Genomic DNA, 12,852 nt, shown 5'->3' on the forward strand with positions numbered 1-12,852 from the left:
ATAAAGTAGAAAGTGATAATGAAAATACTATCATAAAAAAATATAATATTTTAAAATACTAGTTTTCATGCAAACCACATTCACGCTTTAAACCAAAAAAACGAGTTTCTTCTTCTAACATACCAGATTGATACTTTTGTGTAGTATGTACATCACCAACAGATACATATCCCATTTTATATAGTGGATGAATATCTAAATTATGTTGTTTTAAATATTTACTTATTGTCTGACGAGACCAATCTAATATTGGTAATATCTTAAATATTCCTTTTTGAATAGAAAGGTAAGTTAATTCATTACGACTTTTAGATTGATCACGACGTAAACCAGAAAACCATGTTTTTACTGATAATTGATTTAAAGCAAAATTCATAGGCTTTACTTTATTAATATTATTATACAAATTAATTCCTTTTATTCCCTGTTCCCATAATTTTCCATATCTTGCTTCTTGCCATGCAGGAGAAATTTTTGATCTAAAAACTTTTACATGTAAATTAAATTTATTAGTTAACATATCAATAAAATGATACGTTTGTGGAAATAAATATCCAGTATCAATTAATATAATAGGAATATTAGGCTTTTGCTGAATCATAAGATGTATTAATACTATCGATTGAATACCAAAACTTGAAGACATAATATGTGAATCAGGTAAATTTGTTAATGCCCAATTAATACGTTCTTCTGCAGAATACTGTGATAGTAATATATTTAATTCAGATAATATCTCATTTTTTTTTTTAGAATGTAATGAATTAATATTTTTAATATTAAATATTGACATTATATTTACTCCAGACTAATTCCAAAAATCAGAAATCGGATTTATAATTTCTTTAACAAACTGCTTTCTAATAACAAAATCTCCAAAATCTTCTTTTTCATTTCGTTCTTCAGACCAAACTTGAATTAAATATTTTAAATGAAAAAATATTTCTTTTTCAGTAAGATTTTCTTTGTAAATCTTTGCAATGCGACTTCCTATTTTATTACCTCCTATATATAAATTATAACGACTAAGAGATTTTCCAATTAATCCAATTTCAGCTAATATAGATCTTCCGCAATTATTAGGACATCCTGATATACGAAAAACTATTGTTTCTTGTTCTAAACCATATTTTAACATGATATTTTCTAATTGCGTAACAAAAAAAGATAGCACACGTTCAGCTTCAGCCATAGCAAGTGGGCAAGTAGGAAAAGATACACATGCCATAGAATTTTTACGTAAATGACTAATATTATCAATTAATTTGTATGATTGAACGATATTGTTTATTATATTTTTTTTATCTTTAGATATGTCAGAAATTATTATATTTTGATTAGAAGTAATTCTAAAATTACCTTCATGAACTTTAGCTATTTCACATAATCCAGATTTAAATAAATGATTATTATTATCACATATACGTCCATTTTTAACAAATAATGTTAAATTCCAATTATCATTAATATCTTTAATCCAACCAAATCTATCTCCTCTACTAATAAAAGTATAATCACGAATGCGTTCAAAAGATATATTAGCTCTTTTTTCAATCTCTTTTTTAAATACATCTAATCCAATATTGTTAATCGTATATCTCGTTTTTGCATTTGCACGATCAGTACGATTACCCCAGTCTCTTTGAGTAGTAACTATAGCCTTAGCAACAAGTAAAGTATGTTCTATTGGAATATAACCTATTTCTTGCGCAAGAAAAGGCCATGTGTTTTTATTTCCATGAATAAAAGATAATCCACCACCTATTAATACATTAAAACCAATAATTTTATCTTTTTTTGCAATCGCAATAAAATTCATATCATTTGCATACAAATCTACATCATTATATGGAGGGATGACTACTGTTGTTTTAAATTTTCTTGGTAAATAAGTTTTTCCTAAAATTGGTTCGTGATCTGTTGTAAAAATTTTTTTTTGATCTAACCAAATTTCTGCATATGCTCTAGTACGAGGCAATAAAAAATTCGAAATTTTATGAGCCCATTTATAAGCTTCTTGATGAATTAAAGATGCTAAAGGGTTTGATGTACATAATATATTTCTATTTACATCATTAGCAGTTCCTAATGAATCTAATCCTATATCATGTAACATTTTATGTACACATTTCAGATGTTTTTTCAAAATTCCATGAAATTGAAAAGTTTGACGATTAGTTAATCTAATGGTTTTATATAATGTATATTTATTAGCAAAATCATTAATTTTTAACCATTTTTTAGCTTGAATAATTCCACCAGGCAATCGGCAACGAAGCATCATTGCATGACGAGGTTCTAATTTTTGTTCATAACGCTCTAATCGTAAATCACGATCATCTTGTTGATACATTCCATGAAATCGAATGAGTGAAAAATTATCCCCGATAAAACCATTAGTTATTTCATTTTTTAAATCATTGATAATAGTACCTCGAAGATAATTACTATTTTCTTTTATACGTTCTGCATCAGTTAATTTTTTTACTATATTTTTTTTTTTATCATTTATTTTCATTAATATACATCTCTTTTATAACGTTTATTTAAACGAAGATCATTTAAAAATTCTTCAGAATTTTCAAGATTCATATTACCATTTTTACTAATAATATTTAATAATGTTTTTTCAACATCTTTAGCCATATTAGAAGCATTTCCACAAATATATATTACTGCGCCTTCTTGTATCCAAGACCATATTTCTTTACTATGTTCTTGTATTTTATCTTGTACATATAATTTATTTTCTTGATCTCTTGACCAAGCAACATTCATATTAGTAATAAGTCCCTTATTAATGTATTGCTGCCATTCGATTTGATATAAAAAATCTTCAGTAAAATTTGGATTACCAAAAAATATCCAATTCTTTCCTTTAGCACAATCATTATCTCTTTGTTGCATAAAAGCACGAAAAGGCGCAATACCAGTTCCGGAACTAATCATTATTATTGGAATATCAGGATTTTCTGGTAAACGAAAATTATTATTGGTTTCAATAAAAATTTTTACTATATCATCTACTTTTAAAGATTGAGATAAATACCCTGAAGATCCACCTAAATACACACAACCAGAAATAACTTTTTTTATAACTCCTACTGTAATGTGAATCTCATTAGGTGTTTCTGCTTGTGATGAAGAAATTGAATATAATCTAGGTGTTAATGGACGTAAAAAACTAAGTAATTGTGTAGAAGACATTTTTTCTGGATAATCATGTATCATTTTAATAAAAGGTGTATTTGCTATATAATCTTCTAAATGTATTTCATCAGAAATAATATTTTGTAAAATTTTATTTTTTGTAATATTTACATAATTTTTAACAATATCTTTAGTATTATTTGTTAATTCAAAATGATTTGTTAATGCATCAAAAATAGTAATAATCTTATTTTTGATGTTTACTTTATCTAATGAATCAATAGAACAGAATTTTATTATTTTATTGACTAATTGCGGATCATTTTTATACCAAATACCAACTGCATCACCAGGTTTATACTTAATATTTAAATTATTAATATCAATTTCAATATGATAAACATCTTTAATAGAATTACGACCAGTAATTTTTTGATTAGCTAATACCACAGCTTTAGCAGGATTTTTTCTAGAAAAACTATCGGTTAAATCTGCAGATTGATTTTTTTTATTAGATGATGTAAAAAAAGATTGCGCATGTTGGTTCTGGTTATTAATAGATTTTAATAAATTCTCAGACCACTTATTATAAGCATCTTCATATTCAATATCAGCATCAAAGCGATCTATTAAAGAAGTTGCGCCTAATTCTTTAAATCTTTTATCAAAATCTTTTCCTGCTTGACAAAAAAAATTATAAGATTTATCGCCTAAACTAAAAATGCTGTAACATAAATTTTTTAAATTTGGAGCTTTTTTTGATATAATAAATTTATATAAAGATATAGCTTCTTCTGGAGGCTCGCCTTCTCCTTGAGTCGAAATAATTAAAATTAATATTTTTTCGTTTTGTATCTTTTTAAATTTATAATCAATAGCATTAATTAAACGATTTTTTTTATTATGTTTATTTAAATACTCATGCAATCTTTGAGATAGCGATTTTGCATTACCAGTCTGAGAAGCAGAGATAATAGTTATTAATGAATTATTTATATTAGATCTATCAGTATCAGCAGTGCAAGAATCAGATATTTGATTTGCGCTTTTCCAAAAATAACCTGATAACCAAGCACGTTGAATATTAGAACAAGAACTATCTAGTTTATTTAAATAATTTAATTGTTCTGTATTTAGGGGTAATAAGAGATTAAACAGATTTTGATTTTTCATTATACTAAACATCCAAATATTATTAAATAAAATAATTATTATGATTAATAAAATATAATTTACAGAAAATATAAATTTTTAGCTACTAGATCACATTTACATTTTATTTAAATATTTTATCTTGTACATTCATAATAAATTATTTATATATTAATGAATCAAAATCAATTATTAATATTATATTTTTAGTTTTTTGAGCATTTTTATAGCAATATTAAGTAATCTAAATAATTTCGCTGGTAAGAGATGTCATAAATTTTATTAGATATCTGATTTTTTCGTTTCATATAAACATATATATAAATAATTAGAAATATTAGTGAAATAAAAAATTTTTATAGATTTTTTTTATGAATTCTAGTTGTGAATTAACATAAATAAACAAATATTTATATCATAACTCAAAATAAAAATTAAAATTTTTGAATTTTAAAATCTTCAATATTTTATTACTTTTATTAAAAGTTAAATATTCATCACTTAAATTATATTTAGAATTCATGTATATAAAAAAATATTATATATTTCATCAATAGATTATGTTTATAAAAGCAAACGACTTATCAGAGATATATAATAAAAATTATAAAAATATACGATACATTAAGTACTTTATTTATATATTATTTATATATATTAAATATGTTAAAAATAAAACATGATGATTTTTTTAAATTCAACTTATAAATAACTCTAAACAGAATATTTAATCACTAGATATAACTACTTAAAAAATAATATTTTATATTTTACTTGTATATAAATAGATTATTTAAAAATATAAAACTTTTAGATTAAATTTATTAATATTATTCAGTTCTACTAATACTAATGCATGATTTTACAAAATTCTATAAATTATATTTGAATTAATCACTAGATATCTAAATATAGATAGCATTTTTTATTTAAATATTTTCTGATTTTTTAAAATACTTTGTAATAACTTAACAATTAGTGTTATATCTTTATAAAATCATTCGCTAATATTAACTATTTGATAAAATATAAAATATCTAAATTTTATAATTGTAAATATGAATATTGTTGTATCATCTAATTATCATTATTAAAAACATTATTTTTATGATCATTTTTAATTTATTTTATATTTAAAATAAATATATGTTTAAACTTATAAATATAGTATTTTAAATTAACATATTATATGATTTAAATTAATTACTGTAATTGAATATATAAATGCAATAAAAATATTATTAGGTAACAAGGTAATAAATTATGAAAAAAATGTTTATTATATTATTAAGTATTATTTTATCTTTTAATGCTGTCGCTTATGAATTTAAAAACGGAAGAGAATATACTCAAACTAAGAAAATAATACACAATATACCTAATATTATAGAATTTTTTTCTTTTTTTTGTCCATATTGTTATGAATTTGAAAAAATACATCATATACAATATTTAACAAAAAATAATTTTAAAAAAAATATCTCTTTTCAAAAATATCATGTAAATTTTTTAGGAGGAAAATTAAGTCCAATATTAACTAAATCTTGGATTATAGCTCAACAAATGGGAATTGAAAAAAAAATTATTTTACCTATTTTCCAAGGTATTCAAGACACCCATACAATTCATAATATTAATGATATAAAAAAAATATTTAAAAACAAAGCAGGTATTAATGAAAATCAATTTAATAATTTCTGGAATAGTTTAACACTGAAAATATTAATCAAAAAAATCAATCAAGATATCAAAAAATCTCATTTAGATCATATACCTATGATACTTATTAATGGAAAATATATTATTGATTACGATAAATTAGAAAAAATATTTCATAAAAATTTTTCTAAAAAATATATTGAATTAATTAACTTTCTAATTCAAAAAAAATAAAAGAACAAACATGAATCAAAATAAAAATAATCCAGTTATTATAATAGATGGTAGTTTATACTTATATTCATCTTATTACACATTTCGTCATTTTGAAAATCATTTAGGTGAACCATATGGTGCAATATATGGAATGTTAAACATAATCAACAAAATTCTAAAAAAATATGAATATTCAAAGAAATTTATTATTATTTTTGATTCCTCAAAAAAAACATTCAGAAAAAAATTATTTAAAGAATATAAAAATAATAGACCTCCTATGCCTGCATCACTATATATTCAGATTGATCCACTTTTGAAAATACTTAACAAAATTGGTATTAAAACATTAAATATTCCAGGAATCGAAGCTGATGATATTATAGGTAGTATTGCATCAATCTTTGAAGAAAAAGGTGAAAAAATATTAATTATTAGTCATGATAAAGATATGCTACAATTAGTCACAAAAAATATTTTTATTTTTAATAAACAAAAAAACTCTATTATTACACCAGAAAATATCAAAGATAAATATGGTATTAAACCTAAAGCATTTATTGATTTATTAGCTTTAGTAGGTGATGTATCTGATAATATTCCAGGTATTCCTAAAATTGGAATTAAAACTGCATTATCGTTGCTAAATAAATTTTCTAATCTTCATGAAATTTATAAAAATATAGAAAAAATACCACTGTTGCCATTACGAAACGCAAAAAACATCACACTTCAATTAAAAAAATATAAAGAAACAGCTTTTCTTTCATATAAATTAGCGAAAATTAAAATAGATATTCCTATTGATATTACTTTAAAAGATATCACATTAGAACAATATTCTTCTAAAAATATATTTAAAATATTCAGACAATACATCTTTCACAAGAAAGAATGATTTCATAGAATGTCAATTAAAAAATTTTTATCATGTGTATATTTTTTCTCTAAAATATTAGAAGATATTTTAAATATTATGAATATTATAAAAATTATTTAAAATTGATTTACATTTCTGAATACCAATTTTTTTATAAGATGAAAATAATATGATTTTAAAATCATGCAAAAATAATTTCAACTCTTCATTGACTATTTTTAACTGTTTTTGACATTGAATTTTTTTTAATTTATCACATTTATTTAATAAAATTAATACAAAAACTTGTTTTTTTATAGCAATATTAATAATATTTTGATCAAGTTTTTTAAGTGGATATCTAATATCCATGATTAAAACAAAGACTTTTATTTCATCTCTTATTTTTAGATAATGATATATTATTTTTTGCCATTTTATTTTAAGGAATATAGGCGCTTTCGCATAACCGTATCCAGGTAAATCTACTATCCTAAAATCTGAACATACCTCAAAAAAATTAATTAATTGTGTTCTTCCAGGAATTTTACTAAAACGTGCTAATTTTTTTTGATTAGTTAATGCATTAATAACACTAGATTTACCTGAATTAGAGTAACCAACAAATGCGATCTCAACACCATCTTTAATATCTATATCAGTCATTTTAGAATAACTTTTTAAAAAAAATGTTTTATTATAGTCTAATGAGCTCAAAGTACAATCCTATTATTTAAATAAAAATATATTTTTAGTATAGAATTTTATTTAATTAAAAATCATTTATTTAATCTATAAAGATTTATTTTAACTAAAAAATATTTTTAAAATCTGTAATGATATAAAAACAAATACTATTTTTTCAAAATATGAATCTTATCTTATCATTCTATATAATCAATTTTCACATACCTATAAATTAAAATATTCTATTACATAGGAAATAATATGCATCAAAATATAAGAAATATTGCCATCATAGCACATGTTGATCATGGAAAAACTACATTATTGGATCAATTGTTACAGCAATCAGGAACATTTCAAAAACATGAAGAAAAACTTGAAAGAATTATGGATTCTAATGATTTAGAAAAAGAGCGAGGTATCACTATTTTATCTAAAAATACTTCTATCAAATGGAAAAATTATAAAATCAATATTGTTGATACTCCTGGACATGCTGATTTTGGTGGAGAAGTAGAACGTGTTATGTCTATGGTAGATTCAGTTCTTTTAGTAGTAGATGCATTAGATGGACCAATGCCACAAACACAATTTGTAACTAAAAAAGCATTTAAATATGGATTAAATCCAATAGTTGTAATTAATAAAATTGATAGAATAAACTCACGTCCTAATTGGGTCGTAGATCAAATATTTGATTTATTTGTTAATCTAGATGCTAATGATAAACAATTAGATTTTCCTATTATTTATACCTCTGCTATTCTTGGTAGTTCAGGAAAAAATTATCTAAATATGCAAAATAATATGATTCCATTATATGAAGCAATTATTCAATATGTTCCAGCACCTGATGTTAACCCTGAAAAAAAATTTCAAATGCAAATTTCACAACTTGATTATAATAATTATTTAGGAGTTATAGGAGTAGGTCGTATTAAACAAGGTTGTATTAAACCAAATGATTCAGTAGCTATTATTAACAATTTAGGAAATATTCGTAATGGAAAAGTTCATAAAGTATTAAACTATTTTGGTTTAAAAAGAATAGAAATAAATGAAGGATATGCAGGAGATATCGTTGCTCTTACAGGATTAGATAAATTAAACATTTCTGATACTATTTGTCATCCAGAAAATCTACAAGCATTACCAAAATTAAATATTGATAAACCTACTGTTAATATATTATTTTTAGTTAACACTTCTCCATTTGCAGGAAAAGAAGGAAAATTTATTACATCTCGTAAAATTTTAGAACGATTAAAAAAAGAAACTATACATAATGTAGCTTTAAAAATTAAAGAAACAAAAGATGCAAATATTTTTTCTGTTTCTGGACGTGGTGAATTACATTTATCTATATTAATAGAAAATATGCGTCGTGAAGGATTTGAATTTCAAGTTTCACGTCCAAAAATAATTGTTCGTGAAATAAATGGATGTCAAAAAGAACCATATGAAAATGTCACATTAGATATTGATGAAAAACATCAAGGTAGTATTATGAAATTCATCGGAACAAGAAAAGGTGAATTAAAAAATATGATTATAGATTCAAAAAAAAGAGTACGTCTTGAATATATATTATCTAGCAGAGCCTTAATTGGATTTAGATCAGAATTTTTAAGTATGACTTCTGGAACAGGACTATATTCTTCATCTTTTAGTCACTACGATATTATTCATAATAGTAATATTGGACAAAGAAAAAATGGAGTTTTAATATCTAATAGTACAGGTACAGCAGTAGGTTTTGCTTTATTTAATTTACAAGAACGTGGAAAATTATTTATAGGACATGGTACGCAAATATATGAAGGACAAATAATAGGATTACATAATCGTTCTAATGACTTAACAGTAAATTGTTTAACTGGAAAAAAATTAACTAATATGCGAGCATCTGGAACAGATGAAGCAATAGTGTTAACAACAGCTATTAATTTAACATTAGAAGAATCTTTAGGATTTATTAATGATGATGAACTTATAGAAGTCACACCTAAATCTATCAGATTACGTAAATTTTATTTAAAAGAAAGTGAAAGAAAAAAAGCCAATCGAAATAAAAATATTAGTGCTAAATAATAATAAAAATAAAAATTAAAAGTTCAAAACATATTAAAGTATATTTTAAGTTATATAATTCTATTTTTTGTAATAGAATTATATAAAATATTGTTTAAGATTAACGTTTTAATAAATTAGAAATTAATACACGGTATTTATTTTTTTGCGGTAATAAACATAAATGTTCAGCAGTAATAATAGTTTTTAAATCATTTATAGCTGTTTTAAAATCATCATTAATAATTAAATAATCGTAATCTAAATAATGTTGCATTTCATCAACTGCTTTTGCCATTCTATTTGCAATTACTATCTCACTATCTTGACCTCTTTTTTTCAATCTATTATACAAAACATCTTTAGATGGTGGTAATAAAAAAATACTTTTTGATTCCGGTATTTTATTTTTAATTTGCTTAGCTCCTTGCCAATCAATATCAAGAAAAACATCAATCCCAGAACATAACATTTTTTCAATAGATTCACGAGAAGTACCATAATAATGACTAAATACTTTTGCATACTCTAAAAAAGATTCTTTTTGAATCATAATTTGAAATTCTTGTTTGGATATAAAATAATAATGTTTTCCATTTAATTCACCAGGTCGTATAATTCGAGTAGTATGAGAAATTGACACTTGAATATCATATGAATTTTTTGAATTTAACAATTCTTGAATTAAACTTGATTTTCCTGTTCCACTAGGAGCAGAAACAATAAAAAGAATACCTTGAGACATGATGTTTTAAAAATACTTTAAAATAAAATTTTATAAACAAAAATATTTTATATATTAAAATATATTAATACATAAGTAATACTATATACATATCTAATTTTTTTTAAGAAAAATATTTTTGAATCCACGTACTCTAAACATATTATTAATATCAACAGATTTATGTAACACAACTTGTATATAAATTTCTTTATATTTAACATGTACTACTGATAATAAAAAACCAATTTTAAACCATTTATTATTTATTTTTGTTTCAATAATTGTGCCTATTTTAAAAGAAAGATTGCCAATACCAATTAAAAAAAATAAATGATATTTATTTGAATTTTTAAAAAATATTCGTGATATTATTTCTTGTCCATAGTAGCATCCTTTATTAAAGCTTATAGCTTTTAAAATATCTAAATTAATCGCTTGTGGTGTAAACTTATTTTCACACATCTTATCAATAACAGGAAAACCTGATTCAATTTCTAATAATAACCATTGTTTACTATTATTTAAATAAATATTTTGATTAATTTTTTTTTTAAATTGTTCAAAATCTGATTTAGATATAATTAACAAAAATCGTTCTGATGGTTTAGAATACCATAATAATGTTTTATTATTTTCATGTATGACTGGACAATTTTTACTGGGTATTGTAATAAAAAATTTTAATAAAAATAATCTTATATTTAATCCTGCTAATCCTATTAGCACAATATTTTTTAATTCATGAAACTCTATTTTAGAAAAAATAGAATATTTTTTCATCTCTTTTATCTGTATTGTAGAAATACTTTTACGTTGTATATATGCATAACCATCTTGATAACGAAATAAACGCATAGTACTCCATACTTTACCATTAAAATTACAATGTGCACACAGCGTGTGATCAGTATCAGATAATATATTCATATCAATAGTTAATTGATTTTGAAGATATTTCTTACTATCAGATCCACATATATACATTAAAGACCATTCTTTTAAATCTATCATTGTCAATGATAATTGATTTGAAGGGTAAACAATATCTTGTAATAATATAAATGATGACATTACTTTTTTTCCTTAAACAAATAATATAAAATGAAAATAAATGCATCTATTTTACAAAATAGATATAATAAAAAATAAATTTACATATATTTTATATATTAAAATATTTATTTTTTTTAATTTACATTAATTAATCACAGAAGAATAATAAAACTATGATAGAAATAAAAATCTTCAATAACCAAATTAAAAATTTTGAGCAACGTATCAAAAATCTTAAGAGGTATCTTTGACTATACCAAAAAAAAATTACGTCTTTTAGAAATTGATGTAGAATTATTATCGCCTAAAACATGGGAAGATAAAGAATCTATCAAAAAATTAAATAAAGAAAAATATTTTTTAAATTCTATAATTAAAAAAATTAATAAAATAGAAGAAAATATAAAGGAAATAATTATTTTTTTTGAATTAGCAATAGAAACAAAAGACAATATAATATTAAAAGATATTATTATAGAAACTCAAGAAATAGAAAAAAAAATAAATCAACTAGAATTTTATCGTATGTTTTCAAAAAAACATGATAATTGTGATTGCTATATTGATATACAATCTGGTTCAGGAGGAATAGAAGCACAAGATTGGGCATATATGTTACTAAGAATGTATTTAAAATGGGCTGACAAAAAAAAATTTAAAACAGAAATTATTCATGAATCTATTGGGGAAACAGTTGGAATTAAATCATCTACTGTTAAAGTTTGCGGAGATTATGCTTTTGGTTGGTTAAGAACAGAAACAGGAATACATCGTTTAATTAGAAAAAGTCCTTTTGATTCAGGAAAACGAAGACACACTTCTTTTAGTTCAATTTTTATATATCCAGATATAAAGAACAATATTGAGATAACTATTAAATCTTCTGATCTAAGAATTGATGTATATAGAGCATCTGGAGCAGGAGGTCAACATGTAAACCGCACAGAATCGGCTGTTCGTATTACTCATTTACCTACAAATATTGTCACTCAATGTCAAAATAATCGTTCTCAGCATAAAAATAAAGAACATGCGATTAAACAAATGAAATTAAAATTATATGAAATGCAAATACAAAAAAAACAACAAGAAAAACAAAAAATAGAACAAAATAAATCTGACATTACTTGGGGAAATCAAATAAGATCATATATATTAGATAATTCAAAAATCAAAGATCTTCGTACTAATATAGAAAAAACAGATGTTCAATCAGTTTTAGATGGTGATTTAGACGATTTTATTGAACAAAGCTTAATTATTGGATTATAAGCAGATT

10 protein-coding genes are annotated in these 12,852 nt (G+C 22.7%); 4 read left to right on the forward strand and 6 right to left on the reverse strand.

The window, feature by feature from the left end:
• Positions 1-58: 58 nt before the first annotated feature.
• From BUAMB_RS02010 to BUAMB_RS02020, 3 genes are read right to left on the reverse strand one after another with little or no spacing between them, the layout of a single operon-like run.
• On the reverse strand, positions 59-793 hold the full coding sequence (locus BUAMB_RS02010) for a phosphoadenylyl-sulfate reductase (protein ID WP_014500109.1): 735 nt from the start codon (positions 791-793) through the stop codon (positions 59-61).
• A 15-nt stretch (positions 794-808) separates the two neighbouring features.
• Positions 809-2,518: an assimilatory sulfite reductase (NADPH) hemoprotein subunit gene (cysI, locus tag BUAMB_RS02015; protein WP_014500110.1), complete on the reverse strand. Its 1,710-nt coding sequence runs from the start codon at positions 2,516-2,518 to the stop codon at positions 809-811.
• Positions 2,518-4,323: an assimilatory sulfite reductase (NADPH) flavoprotein subunit gene (locus BUAMB_RS02020; protein ID WP_014500111.1), complete on the reverse strand. Its 1,806-nt coding sequence runs from the start codon at positions 4,321-4,323 to the stop codon at positions 2,518-2,520. Before BUAMB_RS02020 ends, cysI begins: the two co-directional genes overlap by 1 nt.
• A 1,242-nt stretch (positions 4,324-5,565) precedes the next feature.
• Between BUAMB_RS02020 and BUAMB_RS02025 the strand changes: the two genes are divergently transcribed.
• Together BUAMB_RS02025 and BUAMB_RS02030 are read left to right on the forward strand one after the other, a co-directional pair.
• Positions 5,566-6,195: a DsbA family protein gene (locus BUAMB_RS02025; protein ID WP_014500112.1), complete on the forward strand. Its 630-nt coding sequence runs from the start codon at positions 5,566-5,568 to the stop codon at positions 6,193-6,195.
• A 10-nt stretch (positions 6,196-6,205) separates the two neighbouring features.
• Complete coding sequence (locus BUAMB_RS02030) at positions 6,206-7,075, forward strand: 5'-3' exonuclease (RefSeq protein ID WP_014500113.1); 870 nt, start codon at positions 6,206-6,208, stop codon at positions 7,073-7,075.
• A 69-nt stretch (positions 7,076-7,144) separates the two neighbouring features.
• Here the strand turns inward: BUAMB_RS02030 and yihA are convergent, their stop codons facing one another.
• Positions 7,145-7,753, reverse strand: a complete 609-nt coding sequence (gene yihA / locus BUAMB_RS02035; protein ID WP_014500114.1) for a ribosome biogenesis GTP-binding protein YihA/YsxC — start codon at positions 7,751-7,753, stop codon at positions 7,145-7,147.
• A gap of 231 nt (positions 7,754-7,984) precedes the next feature.
• Here yihA and typA point away from each other — a divergent pair, with 231 nt between their 5' ends.
• A complete protein-coding gene (gene typA, locus BUAMB_RS02040) occupies positions 7,985-9,814 on the forward strand; it encodes a translational GTPase TypA (RefSeq protein ID WP_014500115.1) in 1,830 nt (609 codons plus the stop codon).
• A 100-nt stretch (positions 9,815-9,914) separates the two neighbouring features.
• Here the strand turns inward: typA and gmk are convergent, their stop codons facing one another.
• Positions 9,915-10,538 (reverse strand): guanylate kinase, encoded by a 624-nt coding sequence (gene gmk / locus BUAMB_RS02045; protein ID WP_014500116.1) that lies wholly within the window; start codon positions 10,536-10,538, stop codon positions 9,915-9,917.
• A gap of 93 nt (positions 10,539-10,631) precedes the next feature.
• The gene (gene ygfZ, locus BUAMB_RS02050; RefSeq protein ID WP_014500117.1) at positions 10,632-11,591 is read right to left on the reverse strand and encodes a tRNA-modifying protein YgfZ; all 960 of its coding nucleotides are present in this window, start codon (positions 11,589-11,591) and stop codon (positions 10,632-10,634) included.
• Positions 11,592-11,746: 155 nt separating this feature from the next.
• Here ygfZ and prfB point away from each other — a divergent pair.
• A protein-coding gene (gene prfB, locus BUAMB_RS02055; protein ID WP_193372447.1) for a peptide chain release factor 2 occupies positions 11,747-12,845 on the forward strand; the annotation gives its coding sequence in 2 pieces (ribosomal slippage) (positions 11,747-11,821 and positions 11,823-12,845; 1,098 coding nt in all).
• Positions 12,846-12,852 lie beyond the last annotated feature (7 nt).

Source organism: Buchnera aphidicola str. Ua (Uroleucon ambrosiae) (assembly GCF_000225465.1).
In the GTDB taxonomy this organism is placed as follows: Bacteria; Pseudomonadota; Gammaproteobacteria; order Enterobacterales; family Enterobacteriaceae; genus Buchnera; species Buchnera aphidicola_B.

What these genes read in the sequence shown, in the direction of transcription:
- typA (WP_014500115.1), top strand. Translation starts at nt 7,985, where the DNA reads ATGCATCAAAATATAAGAAATATTGCCATCATAGCACATGTTGATCAT.
- BUAMB_RS02030 (WP_014500113.1), top strand. Translation starts at nt 6,206, where the DNA reads ATGAATCAAAATAAAAATAATCCAGTTATTATAATAGATGGTAGTTTA.
- BUAMB_RS02010 (WP_014500109.1), bottom strand. Translation starts at nt 793, where the DNA reads ATGTCAATATTTAATATTAAAAATATTAATTCATTACATTCTAAAAAA.
- cysI (WP_014500110.1), bottom strand. Translation starts at nt 2,518, where the DNA reads ATGAAAATAAATGATAAAAAAAAAAATATAGTAAAAAAATTAACTGAT.
- BUAMB_RS02025 (WP_014500112.1), top strand. Translation starts at nt 5,566, where the DNA reads ATGAAAAAAATGTTTATTATATTATTAAGTATTATTTTATCTTTTAAT.
- BUAMB_RS02020 (WP_014500111.1), bottom strand. Translation starts at nt 4,323, where the DNA reads ATGAAAAATCAAAATCTGTTTAATCTCTTATTACCCCTAAATACAGAA.
- ygfZ (WP_014500117.1), bottom strand. Translation starts at nt 11,591, where the DNA reads ATGTCATCATTTATATTATTACAAGATATTGTTTACCCTTCAAATCAA.
- gmk (WP_014500116.1), bottom strand. Translation starts at nt 10,538, where the DNA reads ATGTCTCAAGGTATTCTTTTTATTGTTTCTGCTCCTAGTGGAACAGGA.